Annotated in this window: 21 protein-coding genes; 11 read left to right on the forward strand and 10 right to left on the reverse strand. The window is 58.6% G+C overall.

The features are described 5' to 3' along the window. The first annotated feature begins 497 nt into the window (after positions 1-497). A complete protein-coding gene (locus M9827_RS17455) occupies positions 498-1124 on the forward strand; it encodes a response regulator transcription factor (protein WP_007916656.1) in 627 nt (208 codons plus the stop codon). Between the two features lie 89 nt (positions 1125-1213). On the opposite strand, the gene M9827_RS17460 is transcribed toward M9827_RS17455, so the two are convergent. From M9827_RS17460 to metG, 8 genes are all read right to left on the reverse strand, one after another. Further along, positions 1214-1390 carry a PA3496 family putative envelope integrity protein gene (locus M9827_RS17460; protein ID WP_250606351.1) on the reverse strand — a complete coding sequence of 59 codons (177 nt, stop codon included), beginning with the start codon at positions 1388-1390 and terminating at the stop codon, positions 1214-1216. 106 nt (positions 1391-1496) lie between these two features. Beyond that, positions 1497-2135: an endonuclease III gene (nth, locus tag M9827_RS17465; RefSeq protein WP_008079405.1), complete on the reverse strand. Its 639-nt coding sequence runs from the start codon at positions 2133-2135 to the stop codon at positions 1497-1499. After that, a complete protein-coding gene (locus tag M9827_RS17470; RefSeq protein ID WP_250606352.1) occupies positions 2132-2713 on the reverse strand; it encodes an Rnf-Nqr domain containing protein in 582 nt (193 codons plus the stop codon). The genes nth and M9827_RS17470 overlap by 4 nt, the downstream gene beginning before the upstream one ends. Beyond that, positions 2710-3315 (reverse strand): RnfABCDGE type electron transport complex subunit G, encoded by a 606-nt coding sequence (locus tag M9827_RS17475; protein ID WP_250606353.1) that lies wholly within the window; start codon positions 3313-3315, stop codon positions 2710-2712. Before M9827_RS17475 ends, M9827_RS17470 begins: the two co-directional genes overlap by 4 nt. Further along, the gene (locus tag M9827_RS17480; RefSeq protein WP_250606354.1) at positions 3312-4295 is read right to left on the reverse strand and encodes an RnfABCDGE type electron transport complex subunit D; all 984 of its coding nucleotides are present in this window, start codon (positions 4293-4295) and stop codon (positions 3312-3314) included. Before M9827_RS17480 ends, M9827_RS17475 begins: the two co-directional genes overlap by 4 nt. Continuing rightward, positions 4282-5490: an electron transport complex subunit RsxB gene (rsxB, locus tag M9827_RS17485; protein WP_250606355.1), complete on the reverse strand. Its 1209-nt coding sequence runs from the start codon at positions 5488-5490 to the stop codon at positions 4282-4284. The genes M9827_RS17480 and rsxB overlap by 14 nt, the downstream gene beginning before the upstream one ends. After that, positions 5487-6056 carry an electron transport complex protein RnfA gene (locus M9827_RS17490; RefSeq protein WP_250606357.1) on the reverse strand — a complete coding sequence of 190 codons (570 nt, stop codon included), beginning with the start codon at positions 6054-6056 and terminating at the stop codon, positions 5487-5489. Before M9827_RS17490 ends, rsxB begins: the two co-directional genes overlap by 4 nt. 131 nt (positions 6057-6187) lie before the next feature. After that, positions 6188-8239 (reverse strand): methionine--tRNA ligase, encoded by a 2052-nt coding sequence (gene metG / locus M9827_RS17495; RefSeq protein ID WP_250606358.1) that lies wholly within the window; start codon positions 8237-8239, stop codon positions 6188-6190. Positions 8240-8464: 225 nt separating this feature from the next. Between metG and apbC the strand changes: the two genes are divergently transcribed. Next, entirely contained in the window at positions 8465-9559 is a 1095-nt protein-coding gene (gene apbC / locus M9827_RS17500) for an iron-sulfur cluster carrier protein ApbC (protein WP_250606359.1), read from the forward strand. Between the two features lie 137 nt (positions 9560-9696). Here the strand turns inward: apbC and M9827_RS17505 are convergent, their stop codons facing one another. Beyond that, positions 9697-10455 carry an SDR family oxidoreductase gene (locus M9827_RS17505; RefSeq protein WP_250606360.1) on the reverse strand — a complete coding sequence of 253 codons (759 nt, stop codon included), beginning with the start codon at positions 10453-10455 and terminating at the stop codon, positions 9697-9699. 164 nt (positions 10456-10619) lie between these two features. Between M9827_RS17505 and M9827_RS17510 the strand changes: the two genes are divergently transcribed. The 4 genes from M9827_RS17510 to groL all read left to right on the forward strand — a co-directional run bounded on the left by M9827_RS17510 (position 10620) and on the right by groL (position 14143). After that, the gene (locus M9827_RS17510) at positions 10620-11351 is read left to right on the forward strand and encodes a HugZ family pyridoxamine 5'-phosphate oxidase (RefSeq protein WP_250606361.1); all 732 of its coding nucleotides are present in this window, start codon (positions 10620-10622) and stop codon (positions 11349-11351) included. Positions 11352-11416: 65 nt separating this feature from the next. Beyond that, positions 11417-11893, forward strand: coding sequence for an FxsA family protein (locus M9827_RS17515; protein WP_123453763.1), 477 nt, complete (start codon positions 11417-11419; stop codon positions 11891-11893). Between the two features lie 259 nt (positions 11894-12152). Further along, positions 12153-12446 carry a co-chaperone GroES gene (locus M9827_RS17520; RefSeq protein ID WP_007916610.1) on the forward strand — a complete coding sequence of 98 codons (294 nt, stop codon included), beginning with the start codon at positions 12153-12155 and terminating at the stop codon, positions 12444-12446. Between the two features lie 50 nt (positions 12447-12496). Beyond that, entirely contained in the window at positions 12497-14143 is a 1647-nt protein-coding gene (gene groL / locus M9827_RS17525; protein WP_250606362.1) for a chaperonin GroEL, read from the forward strand. A gap of 197 nt (positions 14144-14340) precedes the next feature. Here groL and M9827_RS17530 read toward each other — a convergent pair whose 3' ends face one another. Next, complete coding sequence (locus tag M9827_RS17530; protein ID WP_250606363.1) at positions 14341-15084, reverse strand: phosphatase PAP2 family protein; 744 nt, start codon at positions 15082-15084, stop codon at positions 14341-14343. A 220-nt stretch (positions 15085-15304) separates the two neighbouring features. Between M9827_RS17530 and colR the strand changes: the two genes are divergently transcribed. The 5 genes from colR (at position 15305) to M9827_RS17555 (ending at position 19031) form a co-directional block, all read left to right on the forward strand. Beyond that, positions 15305-15976: a two-component system response regulator ColR gene (gene colR, locus M9827_RS17535; protein ID WP_250606364.1), complete on the forward strand. Its 672-nt coding sequence runs from the start codon at positions 15305-15307 to the stop codon at positions 15974-15976. Next, positions 15976-17250 (forward strand): sensor histidine kinase, encoded by a 1275-nt coding sequence (locus M9827_RS17540; RefSeq protein WP_250606365.1) that lies wholly within the window; start codon positions 15976-15978, stop codon positions 17248-17250. Before colR ends, M9827_RS17540 begins: the two co-directional genes overlap by 1 nt. 161 nt (positions 17251-17411) lie before the next feature. Beyond that, on the forward strand, positions 17412-18080 hold the full coding sequence (locus tag M9827_RS17545; protein ID WP_250606366.1) for a class I SAM-dependent methyltransferase: 669 nt from the start codon (positions 17412-17414) through the stop codon (positions 18078-18080). 4 nt (positions 18081-18084) lie between these two features. After that, on the forward strand, positions 18085-18801 hold the full coding sequence (locus M9827_RS17550; protein WP_007916599.1) for a lipopolysaccharide kinase InaA family protein: 717 nt from the start codon (positions 18085-18087) through the stop codon (positions 18799-18801). A gap of 2 nt (positions 18802-18803) precedes the next feature. Then, positions 18804-19031, forward strand: a complete 228-nt coding sequence (locus M9827_RS17555; protein WP_034153490.1) for a hypothetical protein — start codon at positions 18804-18806, stop codon at positions 19029-19031. Positions 19032-19097: the final 66 nt, after the last annotated feature.

Here is a 19097-nt window from a genome sequence, read left to right on the forward strand (position 1 = left end):
TCTGATCTTTCTCATGGTTGATAAGTTTATGTTGATTTAAGTTGTTTGGTAGTTGGGTTGTGCCTGTTTATGTTTATAGCAAAAGTATTAGGTCGGGTATAAATATCTTGTTTCAAGTGTTTATATTTTGCTCGGTGTCATAGGATGTGTGCGTGAGCTGTTGCCGTGTATTTCCATTTCGATAATCAATGTCTTCTGCGGGGCGCAGATTCAAAGGTGTCAGGTGCGCTCTGCGTGGATCGTCTGATGGGCGAGTCACGATTCATGCGTCGTCAGTCGTAGTCTGTAACAAGTTAAAAGTGAAATATTTTTGCGAGATGAGGAAGGAGTAACGTCGGATGTTTAGTGCGGGTAGAGGCTTTTTGTAGGATTAATCCGCAATGACTGTAGGGTATGTCTCTCGATGCAAGTGCGTGTAAACCCTGATATGCCATAGAGCAAGTGACTGGGCTATTGTGCGTGTTCTAAAAATTCGAACAGCGAAACTGGACTTGCCCATGAATAAAGTGCTGATCGTGGATGATCACCCTGTCATTCGTCTTGCGGTACGTATGCTGATGGAACGTCATGGCTACGAAGTCATCGCAGAAACTGATAATGGTGTGGATGCGTTACAACTTGCGCGCGAACAAATGCCGGATATTGTCATTCTGGATATTGGAATACCGAAACTCGATGGGTTGGAAGTTATTGCGCGCCTGACTTCAACGGCCATGCCTATTAAAGTGCTGGTGTTGACCTCTCAAGCGCCTGGACATTTTTCAATGCGCTGCATGCAGTCGGGGGCGGCGGGTTATGTCTGTAAACAACAGGACCTGACCGAACTGCTCAGTGCAATCAAAGCGGTATTGTCCGGCTACAGTTATTTTCCCAATCAGGCGTTGCACACCGTGCGCACCAGTTTGGGTAATGCCAGTGAAGCCGACATGGTCGATCGTCTGTCCGGTCGGGAAATGATGGTGTTGCAGCAGTTGGCGCGGGGCAAGACCAACAAGGAAATCGCCGATGGCATGTTTCTGAGCAACAAAACCGTCAGCACCTACAAGACACGCCTTTTGTTGAAACTCAATGCACGCTCTCTGGTTGATCTGATCGAGTTGGCGCAGCGTAATGGTCTGGTTTGAATATATTGATAGCTGACAGCGTCATGGGCCGGTCGAACTCAGCTAGCCGCAGAAAGTGAAAAGCCTCCATTTCGGGAGGCTTTCAGATATCAGTCATCAAAATCGTAATCGGCCAATTGCTTTTGCAGTCGGCGCTCCTCAAGCAGGTTATCGATGGTACGGCGCTTGCTGAGATTGGTCTTGGCGACTTCGATCACAGGTTCGGCGTCATCAGTTTCCGCAGCGATATCGTCATCTACATCCAGTGGCTCTTTGTCGCTACTCATCAGCTAACTCCCGGCTAAGAATGCCTTTGGCGCCCCTTATATCGACATTCCTGCGGCGGGTAAAAAAGATTTTTTCAATCGACGTATCAATTATTCCAATAGCGGGTCAATCGTCCGATGTTTTGTCTTTGTACTCGCACAAGTCTTCGATCCGGCAGCTGCCGCAGCGTGGCTTGCGGGCCAGACACACGTAGCGGCCGTGAAGAATCAGCCAGTGATGAGAGTCGAGCAGGAATTCTTTGGGTACAAACTTCATCAGCTTCTTTTCCACTTCGACCACATTTTTGCCCGGTGCAATGCCGGTGCGGTTGCTGACCCGAAAGATATGAGTGTCGACGGCCATGGTCAGTTGGCGAAAAGCCGTGTTGAGCACGACGTTGGCGGTCTTGCGCCCGACTCCCGGCAAGGCTTCGAGCTCCTCGCGGGTTTGCGGGACTTCGCTGCCATGGCGTTCGACCAGCAAGCGGCAGGTCTCGATGACGTTCTTGGCCTTGCTGTTATAGAGGCCGATCGTCTTGATGTATTCGGATAGACCTTCGACACCCAGTGCATGGATCGCCGCTGGCGTGTTGGCAACCGGGAACAGCTTGGCCGTGGCCTTGTTCACGCCAACGTCCGTCGACTGCGCCGAAAGAATCACCGCGATCAACAATTCAAACGGCGAGGAGTAGGCCAGTTCGGTCTTCGGCTCCGGGTTGTCTTCGTGCAGGCGGCGGAAAATCTCCAGACGTTTTGCAGCATTCATGGGCGATGCGTTTCCTTGGATATCGAGTTCGGGCGAATCATCGCCTGACGCGCCGCCAACAGCAGCGCCAACAAAATAAAAGCACCGGGGATCAACGTGATCAGGTGCAGCCCTTCGCTAAATACAACAAAACCTGACCAGTGTTCGAACAGTCCCCGGCCGAGAGTCCCGTGGCCGATGAGTTCGCGCAGCCCGGCGAGCCCCAGCATGAGTCCGCCGAGCATGCCGCAGCGTTTGAAGCGCTCGGCCCGCGACTGGCGCCAGAAACCATTGTGCTCCAGCATCACGCATTGCAAGGCGATCAGGGTGGTATAGAGGCCGAAGGTCTGCTGCCAGGACAGAAACCAGCGTTGCGTGAAAAGGTCTGCACAACCGCTGAAGGTCGCAGCGAGCAACACGCTGGCGAGCAATACGCTGTTTTCTGTGAGTCGTGGCCGCAAAACAGACATGCACAAACCATAAACACCGACGACAGTGGCGAACATCAATAGTGTCCCCAGTGCACCTGCCAATGAGTCAGTGGTGCCAAGCAGCAGGGTCAGCATCAACGTGTTCGAGAGGGCTGCCGTTCGGTTCATGACCCGCTCCCCAGCAGTGCCGCGCGATGTTCATCAAAGTAGCGCAGGGCATCATGGATCGCGCTGATGGCTGCGCGCGAGGTGATGGTCGCACCGGCTATCTGATCGAATTGTCCCTGATCCTTTTTCAACGCCCAACCGGCATCTGTCGGCTCATTGCTCGATGTGCCGATAAACGATTGCAGCCAGGCATTCGGCCAGTCCCCCAGATGCCCGCCGAGTGCTGGTGTTTCGCTTTGTTTGAGGGTTTTGACCCCCAACAATTTGCCGTTGGCATCAATAGCGATCAACAGTTCGATGGCGCCCGCATAACCCTGGGTCTGACTGCGCAGCAGGATCGCTACGGTCTGGCCGCGGTTGGTCGCGCGATAGCCGCTCGTCAAGGTGCTATGGGCTAAGGTCATCTCTGCAAGGGCCAGGGGCTGCTCGAGCGGTTGATTGTCGTAAGCATCGAGCGGGAGCAGGTCGAGCAGCTTGCGGCTTTCGATAATGCGCTGCTCGTTGGCAATTTGCGCGGCAGTACTGCGGTATACAGCATAGGTCGCAGCAACACCGATGATCGCCAACAGCAGCACAATAAACGCGCTGGCCGTGCGATTCATGCGCTCACCTCTGACTGACGGGCCGCGGCAAATCGCTCCAGCGCCGGCACGCAAAGATTCGTCAGCAGCACCGCGAACGCCACGCCATCCGGGTATCCGCCCCAGGTTCGAATCACGTAAGTCAGTAGCCCGACGCCGACTCCGAACAGCAGACGGGCAAGCGCGCTTTTAGCGCCAGAGACCGGTTCAGTGATGATAAAGAACGCCCCCAGCATCGTCGCGCCACTGAGCAGTTGGAACAGCGGTGACCCATGCGAGTCCGACCCTGAGCCGTTCCAGCACAGCAGGCTGATGACAAACAGGCTGGCGAGCATGCCCACTGGCGCATGCCAGCTGAAGACCCGGCGCTGCAGCAAAAACACTCCGCCGGCGAGGAATGCCAGATTCACCCATTCCACACCGTGTCCGCCAAAGCGACCGAAGGCCGGATTGCTCGCGAACAATTCGTCCATGGTCAGGCTTTTGTTGATGCGCAGGCTATCCAGCACCGTCGCCTGCGCCCAGGCATCCGGTGCCTGACCTGCGCCGAATACCTGTTGAAACGCTGCTGACAGATCCAGGCCGTGGGCCGGCCATTGAGTCATCGGTTGCGGGAACATCACCATGGCCAAGGCAAACCCGAGCATGGCCGGATTGAACGGGTTTTTGCCGACGCCGCCGTACACGTGCTTGCCGAACAGCAGACCCGAAGCAATGGCCGTTACCGTCAGCCACCAGGGGCAATAAGGTGGCAGGGCGGCAGCCAGCAATGTCGCGCTGACCAGCGCACTGCCGTCGCTCAGCGCTGGCTGCGGGGGCTGTCGACGCAGACGCAGGACGGCTGCCTCGACCATCAGCGCGGTAACGATAGCCAGCAGCAGATTGATCAACACGCCCCAACCGTATAGCCAGAACAGTGCGAGCAGCCCCGGCAAAGCGGCCAGCAGCACCAGCTTCATTGCCTGTTGCAGGCGATTGTCCGGTGCCTCAAGGGGCAACATGATCTTGCACCTGGCGCTCGGCGTCTTGCAGGCGGGCGCGGGCCTTGTCGAGGATTTCGTTGGGGGTGTCGGCACGCCGTTCGAGTTTGTTGAGGTCCGCGCGGGCGTAGGCCAATTCGGTTTTCAACTGGCGAAGCTGGCTGTCGATCGGGCGTTTTTCGACGCGCACCAGGTCAGGCAATGGCTGATCACTTGTGGTTTCGGCGGCGTGCAGAGTCTGCTCGGCATCGTGCAGTGCTTGTTCCAGCGCGGCGATCTGCTCGGGGGCTGCTTCGGCGGTTTGGGCTTTTTTCAGTTCAGCGCGGCGCATGGCCAACTGGATTTTAGCCCGCTTCAAGTCGGCGTCTTTCGCCGGGGCCGTGACTGCAGGGGCAGGCGCTGCGCTGCTTTCAAGTTTCGCCAAGGCCTGCTCGGCCGCTTCGAACTGCTGCTGCAACACCATCAACTGTGTCTGCTGCTCGAAGGTCGGCGGATGGCCGAAAGCTTTCAACGATTTGTGCAATTGCGCACGGCTCATCGCTACATCGATCTTGGCTTTCTTCAGCGCCGCGTCGACGGTGGCCGCTTTCTGCGCCCGCACTCGTTCCAATGCTGCCTGCACTGGATCCGTCGCGGTCACTTCAGGCTGCGCTGCCCGTTTCGCCCGCGCTTCACGTTCCGCCTGTTTCTGTTGTTCTTCGCGGTGCAAGCGCTCGTTGCGGCGCTCGAAGCGTTGACGCGCGTGATCGCGTTTGGCTGCGCGAGCACTTTGTTCGTCGAGACTGAAGGCGAGGCCGCCGACGACCGGCAATGTACTCGGCGTCAATGGATGCATTTCGATGCAATCCACCGGACACGGTGCGACACACAGATCGCATCCGGTGCATTCGTCGATGATGACCGTGTGCATCAGTTTCGCCGCGCCGACAATCGCGTCGATCGGGCAGGCCTGAATGCACTTGGTGCAGCCAATGCATTCGGCTTCACGAATGAATGCCACTTGCGGCGGTGCCGAGCCGCGACTGATGTCCAGCTCCAGCACCGGCACTTTCAGCAGCTCGGCCAGCGCGGCGATGGTTTCGTCACCACCCGGCGGGCACTTGTTGATTGGCTCGCCCTCGGCGATGCCTTGCGCGTACGGTTTGCATCCGGGATGGCCGCACTTGCCGCATTGGGTCTGCGGCAGGAGGGCATCGATGCGTTGAATCAGACTCATGTTTTGATCAATCCACTGAATCCGAGAAAAATCACTGCGATCAGTCCAGCGCCGATCAGATCAATCGGCAGGCCACGAAAGGGCAGGGGTATATCGTTGTCGGCGGTGCGCTCGCGCAAATCGCTGAACAGGCTCAGCACCAGCCAGAAACCCAGCCCGGCACCGAGACTCAGCGCTGTCGCCTGCAGCAGACCTCGGTCGTTTTGCGCGTTGATCAGCGTCAGCCCGAGGACACCGGCGTTACCGAGCAATAACGGCCACAAACCTTCGAAGGGCAGATTAGGCAAGCCGCGCGCCAACAGTTTCAGCAGTGGTGCGATCAGCAAAACGCTCAACGGCAGAAATACGAACAATCGCAGGGCTTCAAGGTGAAACGGCACCAGCAACCAATGCCAGATCACGTAACCGCCTACACCGACGACCAGCATCACACACAACGTCGCCAACCCCAACGCATGCACCTGACGACGACTGCCCGCCAGCAGCGGATCGACGCCCAGCGGCCAGTGCAACACGAAGTTGTTGAGCAGCGCAGTACTGATCAGCGTAAGCACGAGTTCGGTCATGGTTCTGCCAGGGAAACGGGCGGCTGTGTCATAAGGTTAGGCATTATCCGGCACCCGCGAAGGGTGGGCCAGATATGAAAAATCCCACCGGCATGCGGGACACGCCGGTGGGATCGATTTGTTGCAGGGCCTTACTTGATGCGTTGACCCGGCTTGGCGCCGCTGTCCGGGCTCAGCAGGTAGATTTCTTCACCGCCAGGGCCGGCCGCCATCACCATGCCTTCGGAGATACCGAACTTCATTTTCCGTGGCTTGAGGTTGGCGATCATCATGGTCAGGCGCCCGTCGAGTTTCGACGGATCCGGGTAAGCGCTCTTGATCCCGGAGAACACGTTGCGTTGCTCGTCACCGATGTCCAGTGTCAGGCGCAGCAGCTTGTCCGCACCTTCGACGTGTTCAGCCTTGACGATCAGGGCGACGCGCAGGTCGATCGCCGCAAAGGCGTCGAAGTCGATTTCCGGCGACAGCGGATCCTTGGCCAGTTCGCCATTGCCCGCCGGGGCGGCTGCACCGGTGTCGGTCTGGCTGGCGGTCAGGTCTTCTTTCGAGGCATCGGTCATGGCTTGCACTTTTACCGGGTCGATGCGGGTCATCAACGGTTTGAATTCGTTCAACTGGTGGTTGGCCAGCAGCGTGGTGTGGTCGTTCCAGGTCAGCGGCGCGACGTTGAGGAACGCCTCGGCATCGGCGGCCAGCAACGGCAGTACCGGTTTGAGGAAAATCACCAGTTGGCGGAACAGGTTGATGCCGGTGGCGCAGATCGCCTGGACTTCATCCTGCTTGCCTTCCTGCTTGTTCAACGACCATGGCGCCTTGTCGGCGATCCAGGCGTTGGCGCGGTCGGCCAGGGCCATGGTTTCACGCATGGCGCGGGCGAAGTCACGGGCTTCATAGGCATCGGCAATGCCTGGCGCAGCAGCGAGGAAGGCCTCGGTCAGTTCCGGCGCGGCATTGTTGTCGACCAGCAGGCCGGCGTTACCCTTGTGAATGAAACCGGCGCAGCGGCTGGCGATGTTGACCACTTTGCCGACCAGGTCGGAGTTGACCTTCTGCACGAAGTCTTCGAGATTCAGGTCGAGGTCATCAACGCCACGGCCCAGCTTGGCCGCGTAGTAGTAGCGCAGGTATTCCGGCGACAGGTGATCCAGATACGTGCGGGCCTTGATGAAGGTGCCGCGCGACTTGGACATCTTCTGACCGTTGACGGTCAGGTAGCCGTGCACGTTGATGCCGGTGGGCTTGCGGTAGCCCGCGCCTTCGAGCATGGCTGGCCAGAACAGCGCGTGGAAGTTAACGATGTCCTTGCCGATGAAGTGGTACAGCTCGGCGGTGGAGTCCTTGCCCCAGAACGCGTCGAAGTCCAGCTCCGGCGTGCGGTCGCAGAGGTTCTTGAAGCTGGCCATGTAGCCGATCGGCGCATCCAGCCACACGTAGAAATATTTGCCCGGCTCGCCCGGGATCTCGAAACCGAAGTACGGCGCATCGCGGGAGATATCCCACTGCTGCAGGCCGGCGTCCAGCCATTCGGCGATCTTGTTGGCCACGGCGTCTTGCAGAGTGCCGCTGCGGGTCCAGGTCTGCAGCATTTGCTGGAAGTCTGGCAGCTTGAAGAAGAAGTGCTGGGAATCCTTGAGCACCGGGGTGGCGCCGGAGATCGCCGACTTCGGATCCTTCAGGTCAGTCGGGGCGTAGGTCGCACCGCATTTTTCGCAGTTGTCGCCGTACTGGTCTTCAGTGCCGCATTTCGGGCAGGTGCCCTTGATGAAGCGGTCGGCCAGGAACATTTTCTTTTCCGGGTCGAAATACTGGGTGATCGAGCGCTGTGCGATGTGCCCGGCGTCACGCAGCTTGAGGTAGATCTGGCTCGACAGCTCACGGTTTTCTTCAGCGTGAGTGGAGTGGAAGTTGTCGAAGTCGACCAGAAACTCGGCAAAGTCGGCGCTGTGTTCAGCCTGCACATTGGCGATCAACTGTTCCGGGGTGATGCCTTCTTTTTCCGCGCGCAGCATGATCGCCGAACCGTGGGCGTCGTCGGCGCAGACATAAATGCACTGGTTGCCGCGATGCTTCTGGAAGCGCACCCACATATCGGTCTGGATATATTCCAGCATATGGCCAAGGTGAATCGAACCGTTGGCGTAGGGCAGGGCGCTGGTGACGAGGATCTTGCGTGGTTCGGACATGTGGGGCTTCGCTACTTGATGAAACGGAGGTCGGCCACTATAAAGCGCTGGCGCATAATTTTCACCCTGTGCGCCTGTTTCATTGGATGAGCAACAGCAAAGATCAAAAGATCGCCGCCTTCGGCAGCTCCTGCACATGATCCCCTGTAGGCGCTGCCGAAGACGGCGATCTTTTTCAGGTACGATACCCGCCATCTATTCCCAGTCTTGTTATCGGAGTTGCCCATGAGCGCCGTCACTCGCGCAGCGGTGGAAGCCGTCCTCAGCCAATACACCGACCCTTACCTGAACCAGGACCCGGTCAGCGCCGGTTGCGTGAAGCACATCGAGATCGTCGGTGACCGCGTCAACGTGCAGCTGGAAATCGGTTACGCCGCCGGTCTGTTCAAGAGCGGCTGGGCGCAACTGCTGCAACTGGCCATCGAAAACCTCGACGGCGTGGTTATCGCCAAGGTCGAAGTGACCAGCGTGATCGCCGCGCACAAGGCCCAGGCGCAGATTCCCGGGCTGGCCAACGTCAAGAACGTGGTCGCCGTGGCGTCCGGCAAGGGCGGTGTGGGCAAATCGACCACCGCCGCCAACCTCGCCCTGGCTCTGGCCCGTGAAGGCGCCAAGGTCGGTATTCTCGACGCCGATATCTACGGCCCGAGCCAGGGCATCATGTTCGGCATTCCCGAGCGCACCCGCCCGGAGGTCAAGGACCAGAAGTGGTTCGTGCCGCTCAAGGCTCACGGCGTGGAGGTCATGTCGATGGCGTTCCTCACCGACGACAACACGCCGATGCTCTGGCGCGGGCCGATGGTCTCCGGGGCGCTGCTGCAATTGGTCACGCAAACCGCGTGGGGCGATCTGGATTATCTGGTCATCGACATGCCGCCAGGCACCGGCGACATCCAGCTGACGCTCGCGCAGAAAGTCCCGGTGGCCGGCGCGGTGATCGTCACCACACCCCAGGATCTGGCTTTGCTCGACGCGCGCAAAGGCGTAGAAATGTTCCGCAAGGTCAACATTCCGGTGCTGGGCGTGGTGGAAAACATGGCCGTGCACATCTGCTCGAATTGCGGGCATGCCGAGCATCTGTTCGGTGAAGGCGGGGGCGAGAAGCTGGCGACCCAATACGGCGTTGAGCTGCTGGCCTCGCTGCCGCTGTCGATGCTGATCCGCGAGCAGGCCGATGGCGGCAAGCCGACGGTGATCGCCGAGCCGGACAGCCAGATTGCCATGGTCTATCAGGAGCTGGCCCGCCACGTTGGCGCGCGGATCGTGTTGCAGGAAGCGGCGACGCCGGCGATGCCGAATATCACCATCAGCGACGATTGATGACTCAGCAACACTGAAAAAAACTGTGGGAGCGAGCCTGCTCGCGAATGCGGTGTGTCAGACAACCAATGGGTTGAATGACACACCGCATTCGCGAGCAGGCTCGCTCCCACATTTGGTTTTGTAGTGGGGGGGGGTTAGATGCGCAAGCCGCCATCCATCTCCAGAATCCGCCCGGTGTAGTAGTCGTTCTCGAAGATGTACGCCGCCGAATGGGCGATCTCTTCCGGCTTGCCCATGCGCTTGAGCGGGATTCCCGATGTCATTTTCTCCAGCGCTTCCGGCTTCATGCCCAGGGTCATCTCGGTTTCGATGAAGCCCGGTGCAATGCCCGCCACACGAATGCCATAGCGCGCCAGCTCTTTGGCCCAGGTCACCGTGGCTGCTGCCACACCAGACTTGGCCGCCGAGTAATTGGTCTGGCCAACGTTGCCCGCACGCGAGATCGACGAGATATTGATGATCGCGCCGCTATTCTTCAGCTCGACCATTTTCGCCGCCACTTCACGGGTGCAGAGGAACACGCCGGTCAGGTTGACGTCGATCACCGCCTGCCACTGTGCCAGGCTCATCTTGGTCATTTCGCCGTCCTTGACCTTGAGCAGCAGGCCATCACGGAGGATTCCGGCGTTGTTGATCAGGCCGTGGATCGCGCCAAAGTCGGCGGCGACCTGAGCGACCATGTGCTCGACCTGCTCTTCATTGGCCACGTTGCACAGGTAACTGCGCGCCTCGATACCTTTGGCCTTGCAGGCCGCGACCGCGTCGTCGAGCTTTTCCTGATTGAGGTCGACCAGCGCGAGTCTGGCGCGTTTGCCGGCGAAATACTCGGCCATGGAACGGCCCAAACCCTGGCAACCGCCAGTGATAATGATTACTTTGTCGTTGAGTTGCATTTGCATGCCCCGATAGCTGGTCTGAGTCGTTTTTGTTTTCAGCAACGCCCGATCTGCACCGGCCGTGGCTGGAGTGCACATGAGAATTGCCCGCCGGCGTGACGGGGACTTGATCCCGGGCGCCTGTCCGTTTTTTCGACGGATTCTATTTAAGGAGTCATAAATTGAGCGTTGAAGTGGCCAAGAATGCCCGAGAATTGCTTCTCAAGGAATACCGTGGAGTGCTGTCGACGCACTCGAAATCGATGCCCGGTTTTCCCTTTGGCTCCGTGGTGCCTTACTGCCTGGACGAGCAGGGCCGGCCGCTGATCCTGATCAGCCGCATTGCACAGCACACCCACAACCTGCAAAAAGACCCGAAGTGCTCGATGCTCGTCGGCGAGCGCGAGGCTGACGACGTACAAGCGGTGGGGCGCCTCACTTATCTGGCCGAAGCGCAAAAGCTTGAAGACGCGGCTGCCATCGAAGCCGCCGCCGAGCGTTACTACCGTTATTTCCCGGATTCGCAGAATTACCACAAGGCCCACGATTTCGACTTCTGGGTGCTGAACCCGGTGCGTCACCGCTACATCGGCGGTTTCGGCGCGATTCACTGGGTCGATCAACTGACCTTGGCCAACCCGTTCGCCGGCAAGGCTGAAATCAGCATGGTCGAGCACATGAACAGTGACCACGCCAAAGCCATCGCGCACTACGTCGACCTCGCCGGTCTGCCGAAAAGCGTGCCGGCGCAACTGGCCGGGATCGACACCGAAGGCATGCACCTGCGCATCGGTCAGGCGCTGTACTGGTTGCCGTTTCCGGCGCCTTGTCATACGCCGATACAAGTGCGTGAAGCCTTGGTTTCATTGGCTCACGCCGAGGTCTGGCCAAAAAATGAAGTGGCCGACGCTTGAATTCACGAAAGGGCGACGTCATCTAAGGCTTACTGCAAGGCATTTCTTGCGTTGAGGAAACTTTGATGCGCCCTTTTCTGTTGCTCTTTCTGCTGTTTCCAGTGCTGGAGCTGTTCGTATTCGTCAAAGTGGCAGGCTCTATCGGGTTTTTCCCGGCCCTGCTGCTGATCATTCTCGGCTCGATGTTCGGCGTGTTCGTGCTGCGCGTCGCCGGTCTGGCCACGGCCCTGCGTGCCCGTGAAAGCCTGAACCGCGGCGAATTGCCCGCGCAAACCATGCTCGAAGGGCTGATGCTGGCATTGGCCGGTGGCCTGTTGATCCTGCCGGGCTTCATCAGCGATGTGGTCGGTCTGGTCATGCTGCTGCCCATCAGCCGCCGGTTGCTGGCAAACAAGATGCGCCAGCGCGCCGAAGAACAGGCCATGCGCCAGCGTGCGTTCGCCGACGACCTGCAACCCCGTGGCGGTCCCGCACCGCGTCAGCCTCTGGGCCGCGAGGGTGATGTGATCGAAGGCGAGTTCGAACATCGCGACAGCAAGTAACGCCTCTCTCTACACGGCACCTTCGGGTGCCGTGTTCGTTTATGGACTGCTTTTGTGCAGAACATCAGTGAAAAATTTTTCGCCCCGCCCTTGTAATAAGCTTATGCGCCCTTATGTATCGGTCACCGAAAGGTTTCCGGTATTGAACCGGACAGACTTCCGCGGTTCGCTCGACGAATCGCAACCGGCGCAGGCCGGATTTGTTAAACCCGCCGGGACTACACCGGCCGATGAAAACCACAATTAGGAGAGATCGACAATGAAGCTTCGTCCTCTGCATGACCGCGTCGTTATCCGTCGCAGCGAAGAAGAAAAGAAAACCGCTGGCGGTATCGTCCTGCCAGGTTCGGCTGCTGAAAAAGCCAACCACGGTGTGATTCTCGCTGTAGGCCCGGGCAAAGCTCTGGAAAACGGTGAAGTGCGCGCACTGTCCGTCAAGGAAGGCGACAAGGTTGTGTTCGGTCCTTACTCCGGCAGCAACACAGTGAAAGTCGACGGCGAAGACCTGCTGGTAATGAGCGAGAACGAAATCCTCGCTGTTATCGAAGGCTGATAACCCCGTTCATTTTCCCGCTACTACAAAGTATTTAAGGAATATCGATCATGGCTGCTAAAGAAGTTCTGTTTGGCGATTCCGCCCGTAAAAAAATGCTCAAGGGCGTCAACGTCCTGGCTGACGCAGTAAAAGCGACCCTGGGCCCGAAAGGCCGTAACGTGATCATCGAGAAGAGCTTCGGCGCTCCGACCATCACCAAGGACGGCGTTTCCGTCGCCAAAGAAATCGAACTCGAAGATCGCTTCGAAAACATGGGCGCGCAGCTGGTCAAAGACGTTGCCTCCCGTGCCAACGATGACGCGGGTGACGGTACTACCACCGCTACCGTTCTGGCTCAGTCGATCGTCAACGAAGGCCTGAAAGCCGTCGCTGCCGGCATGAACCCGATGGACCTGAAGCGCGGTATCGACAAAGCGACCATCGCTATCGTCAAAGAGCTGAAGAACCTGTCCAAGCCATGCGCTGACACCAAGGCAATCGCTCAGGTAGGCACCATCTCCGCCAACTCCGACAACTCCATCGGCGACATCATTGCCGAAGCCATGGAAAAAGTCGGTAAAGAAGGCGTGATCACCGTTGAAGAAGGCACTGGCCTGGAAAACGAACTGTCGGTTGTTGAAGGCATGCAGTTCGACCGTGGCTACCTGTCCCCGTACTTCGTCAACAAGCCAGAGACCATGGTTGCCGAGTTGGACAGCCCGCTGATCCTGCTGGTCGACAAAAAGATCTCGAACATCCGTGAAATGCTGCCAGTGCTGGAAGCCGTTGCCAAAGCCGGCCGTCCACTGCTGATCGTTTCCGAAGACGTTGAAGGCGAAGCCCTGGCGACGCTGGTTGTGAACAACATGCGTGGCATCGTCAAAGTCGCAGCCGTCAAGGCGCCAGGCTTCGGCGACCGTCGCAAGGCCATGCTGCAGGACATCGCTGTTCTGACCGGCGGTACCGTTATCTCCGAAGAGATCGGCCTGAGCCTGGAAGCCGCTACCCTGGAAAACCTGGGCAGCGCCAAGCGTGTGACCATTTCCAAGGAAAACACCATCATTGTTGACGGTGCCGGTGCAGATTCCGACATCCAGGCGCGCATCACTCAGATCCGTGCTCAGGTTGCCGAAACTTCGTCCGACTACGACCGTGAAAAACTGCAAGAGCGTCTGGCCAAGCTGTCCGGCGGCGTTGCAGTGATCAAGGTTGGCGCTGGTTCCGAAGTTGAAATGAAAGAGAAGAAAGCCCGCGTTGAAGACGCCCTGCACGCAACCCGTGCAGCCGTTGAAGAAGGCGTGGTACCTGGCGGTGGCGTTGCGCTGATCCGCGCTCTGCAAACCCTGGTTGACCTGAAAGGCGACAACGCTGATCAGGACGTCGGTATCGCTGTTCTGCGCCGCGCTGTTGAAGCTCCGCTGCGTCAGATCGCTGCAAACAGCGGCGACGAGCCAAGCGTTGTGGTCAACGAAGTCAAGAACGGCAAGGGTAACTTCGGTTACAACGCTGCGACTGGCGAATACGGCGACATGATTGAAATGGGCATCCTGGACCCAACCAAGGTGACTCGTTCCGCTCTGCAAGCGGCATCGTCGATCGGCGGTCTGATCCTGACCACCGAAGCCGCTGTTGCTGACGCGCCGAAGAAAGACAACGCTGCTGGCGGCGGTATGCCAGACATGGGCGGCATGGGTGGGATGGGCGGCATGATGTAAGCCAGCCTTGTCCCTGTAACGCAAAACCCCGCTGGCGCAAGCCAGCGGGGTTTTTTATTGCCTTTGATTCAGTGTTGGCGCAAGACCGAGTAATCGTTCATCGCTGGCAAGCCAGCTCCCACAGTGATTCAGGCGTTCACAAAATGTGTGCTCGACACCAATCCTGTGGGAGCTGGCTTGCCAGCGATCGCGTCAGATCAGACGCTGACCGGTTGTGCCTGGACGACACCCTCGGTTTTCACCGCCGGGCGATACAGCACCCAGTAATACGACCCCAGGCAAATCAGCCAGCAGAAAATCGCTGTCCACACGTTGTGCGAGAAGAAGTGCGCACCCTGCATCATCCGGCTGATCGAAAATACCGAACCCAGCGCAAAGGCAAAGATAAACGCCTGACGGGCCAGACGCGGACGGCGATCACGCAGGACAAAGAACAGCGCAAACAAGGTGAACCCCGTCGCCGCATGCCCACCAGGCCAGCAACGGCCGGGTTTGTCGGTCTGAGGACGATGTTCCATCAGTTTGCTGTAGGTTTCATGGCCGCCGAATTGCTCCAGGCTCCATGGGCACTGCACTGCCGTCACGGCTTTGACAGGGGTGACGAATGAGGTTGCCAGGCCCAGCGACAGCACCAGACAGCCCAGCTCACGTTTGAAGGGCTTCAGTCTGGCGATGAAAAACGAGCCGAGAAAACCCAGCACCGCAAACACCGAAAACGCGATCACCACTTGTTTGGCGCGATCGTGCAGGATGTCTTCCAGGAAAAAACTGTGGCGGCCAATAAAGTCGCCAGCCACCGGGTCATAGAACAGCCGGGCCAGATCCATATCCAGGTCGGTCAGTTCAAGCAGCACCAGAACGATCGCCGCAATGGTGGGTATTCCCAGGCACAGCCACAGGTTCAGCGGTCTGGAAGCAGGGCGGGCAGAAGTCGACACCATGGGCAATTCCTTGGTCGTAAGTGGAGTCTGAAGAGCGCAACCGCGCGGAGTCTGCGCGCGCTGGCGTCGCCGATTTGTTAACCGAAGGTGAAAAAAACGTTGGCAGGCGCAATGAGCGTTTTTCTTGCCAGACAACCCGACGCACGCCTAGCCCTGAGCCACACTTGGCCGTAAGCTGCGCGGGCCAAGACGGCCGTTACCCCGTACGGAGGAGGTGCCCATGCGAATTCTATTGGTCGAAGACAACCGCGACATCCTGGCCAATCTGGCCGATTATCTGGGCCTCAAGGGCTATACCGTCGATTGCGCCCAGGACGGCCTGTCGGGCCTGCATCTGGCGGCCACCGAGCATTACGACCTGATCGTGCTCGACATCATGCTGCCGGGCATCGATGGCTACACCCTGTGCAAACGCCTGCGTGAAGATGCCCGTCGGGACACACCGGTGATCATGCTCACCGCTCGCGATCAACTGGACGATCGTTTGCAGGGTTTCAAGTCCGGGGCGGACGATTACCTGGTCAAACCTTTTGCCTTGTCCGAACTGGCCGCGCGCGTCGAAGCGGTGATGCGCCGCACCCAGGGTGGCGGTCGTCGGGCGTTGCAGGTCGGTGATCTGAGCTACGACCTCGATACGCTGGAGGTCACCCGTGAGGGCAAATTGCTTAAGCTCAACCCGGTCGGCCTGAAGCTGCTGGCCGTTTTGATGCAGAAGAGCCCGCACGTGCTGCGCCGGGAAATTCTCGAAGAAGCGCTGTGGGGCGATGATTGTCCCGACAGCGACAGCCTGCGCAGCCACGTTCACCAACTGCGACAAGTCATTGATAAACCTTTCGCCAAACCACTGCTGCACACCGTGCACGGGGTGGGTTACCGGCTGGCCGACGTGTAATGGAGTTCAGGCAAAGTCTTTCCCAGCGGATCATCATTGCCTTTGCCTTGATGAGCGCACTTGTGGCCGGCGCCTTCGCGATGGGCATCGTCGCGACCGTGCACCTGGTGGAAGAGAAGTTGATTTCGGCGGGGCTGGGCGGCGATCTGCAACGGCTTCTGCTGATGGACAACGTCTCGGACTGGAGCCATCGCCCGGAACCCGACCAGTTGTTCTATTTCAGTGGCGGGCCGGGGGATTTCGAGCTGCCCAAGGACCTGCGCCACCTCGATTCCGGTTTCCATGAAGTGTTCCGCGAGCAGCTGTCGTATCACGCGATGGTCGAGGTCGTTGACGGTCGACGTTATGTGCTGCTGCAGGATCAAAGTGATTTCGAAGAGCGCGAGCGCGTACTGTTTGCCGTGGTGCTGGTCGGCTTTGTGCTCAGTCTGGCCCTGGCGGTATTCCTCGGGTGGGTGCTCGCACGCAAGGTGATGGCACCGGTGGTGCGCCTGGCCCGGCAGGTGCGCCATCGCGATCAGTTGCTCGGCCTGGCGCCGCCGTTGGCGCCGGATTACGCGGCTGACGAAGTTGGCGAGCTGGCGGTGGCGTTCGATGCCACGCTGGGGCGCCTGCGTCAGGCGCTGACGCGTGAAAGACTGTTCACCAGCGATGTCAGTCACGAATTGCGCACGCCGCTGATGGTCTTGGCCAGCTCATGCGAATTGCTGATGGAAAACCCGGCCATCGATCAGCGTGGGCGCAACCAGGTCCAGCGCATTGCCCGGGCCAGTGAAGAAATGCGCGAACTGGTGCAGACCTTCCTTATGCTCGCCCGCTCCCAGCGCGAAGATGCCGGTTCGGCACCGCAACAGAATCTCGCCCAAGTCGCGGACAGCCTGTTGTGTGTGTGGCGAGAGTCGATCGAAAGCAAAGGGCTGACCTTGCAGTTCGAACCGGGCAATCCGCCACACACCTGCTACAACGCAACGTTGTTGACCGCGGTGATGGGCAACCTGTTGCGCAACGCTTGTCACTACACCGAGAAGGGCTTTATTCGCCTGACACTCACGGCCAACGGCTTTGTGGTGGAAGACTCCGGTGTCGGCATTCCGGAAGAAAAACGTGAAGCCATGTTCGAGCCTTTCGTGCGTGGCAGCGAAAAGCGCGGCGAGGGGCTGGGCCTGGGATTGTCGCTGGTTCAGCGGATCTGCGAGAACCAGGGCTGGACCGTCAGTCTCAGCACGATGGAACCCAATGGCTGCCGCTTCGAGGTGGATCTGGGCAAAATCTGACGCACGGAGTGGCTCGATGCTACTCCCTCCTTCCTGTCTAAATCCTGTATAACGCTGTAATAATTTGTCTGTTTACCGGACATTTTTTTCACAAATGGATGACCTGACGCTGACACACCGCTCCTTAAGGTGGTGACATCAGCAATTCAGGAGTTCAGGTGATGGCCGGTCCGATCAAACTCGATTTTTCCGAGAAGTACGACGATCAACACGCGCAAAAATACCTGCGCAAGCACAAAGAAAGCCTTGGACGGCGGCTCTCCCACTGGCGTGACGAACAGATGGCCCGCAAGGCGCTGGCGTCCGTTGGCGATCCGGGGCTGGTGCTGGATCTGCCTTGCGGTGCCGGGCGCTTCTGGCCCCTGTTGGGCGAAAAAGCCAACCGGGTGATTATCGGCGCGGACAATTCCGAATCGATGATCAAGACGGCCATGCAGTCGCAACCGGCCGATGTGGTGAAACGGGTACAACCCTTGCACACATCTGCCTTCGACATTGCCTTGCCTGACAACGCCGTCGACAGCATTTTCTGCATGCGTCTGCTCCACCACATCGGTGAAGCCGAGCATCGCCGGGCGATTCTGCGCGAATTCGAGCGCGTCACCCGCGACAGTGTGATCGTTTCGTTGTGGGTTGATGGCAATTTCAAAGCCTGGAAACGCCAGCGAGCCGAGCGCAACCGTGACAAACGCGAGTATCAGAATCGCTTTGTGTTACCGGCCGCTACGGTGGAAAAGGAGTTCGAGGAAGCAGGTTTTCGGATTCAGGAACAACTGGACTTTATTCCGCTCTACGCCATGTGGCGGGTTTACGTATTACGCAAGAGGTAACAGGATGGCAGTGCAATTTGCAGCAGAAACGGATGTCGCTCCGCAAGATCGCTTTGACTTTTACTGGAACCAGCGCGGCGAGTGGGTGGAAGAACCCAATGTTCGACGTGGCGGGGAAAGTGGCGTGCAAAGGGTCGTGGGGCGCGATGGTCAACTGCTGTATGCCAAGCGCCAGACCGGTCATATCTACCGCAGCTGGTTGCACCCTTTTGGCCGTCCTACCGTTTTGCGTGAGCTTGACGCGCTGACCGGCGTGAGCAAGCTCGGTGTTCGCGTGCCGGAGATCGTTTTCTGCGGCGCTCAGCCTGATCCGCAACACAAGTGGCGTGCACTTTTGGTCACCAAGTCCCTGGACGGTTTCCAGGAACTGGAACACTGGCTGGCGGCCGCCGGCGGTCGTGATCAGTGCGGCGATGTGGTGTATGAGCGTGTGCTCAAGGACCTCGCCGAAAACCTGGCGCGCATGCACAAGGGCCGTTGGCAGCACAGCTGCATCTACATCAAACACGTGTTTGTGCGCGTGACGGGCGAAGGCGAGTCGGCCAAGGTCGAGGTCGCCTTGATCGATCTGGAGAAATGCCGCCAGCGTCTGACCGCCTATCGCGCCGCTTCCCACGACATGAAGCAATTGCGCCGCCACTCGTCGTTCCGCGACGCGGACTGGAAAAAACTCGTCTACTTTTATGAGACGGCGTTTGGCAGCGCTATCAAAGGTTTATAGCGATGAAACTAGAAATTGCACGAGGTTTGTTTTTGGTTGGAGCCTTGGCAGTTGCGTCATTGGCGGTGGCTGCCTGGGAGCAGCCCCGCATGCAGGTGGTGGGCGCGTCCGTAGACGACGCCCACTGCGCAGTCCCACGGGTGGCGAAAGCCTCCGTGGCGACCAAACCTGATCATGATCTGTTGTTGTTCATGTTCGGACTTTCTCAAGGGATGAGGCCACAAAGTTGAACAGATTGAAGCCCACATAAAAGGCCTCGCAGATGCGAGGCCTTTTTTTATGCAAGCAAGATCAAA

The sequence above is a fragment of the Pseudomonas sp. AKS31 genome (assembly GCF_023634765.1).
GTDB lineage: Bacteria > Pseudomonadota > Gammaproteobacteria > Pseudomonadales > Pseudomonadaceae > Aquipseudomonas.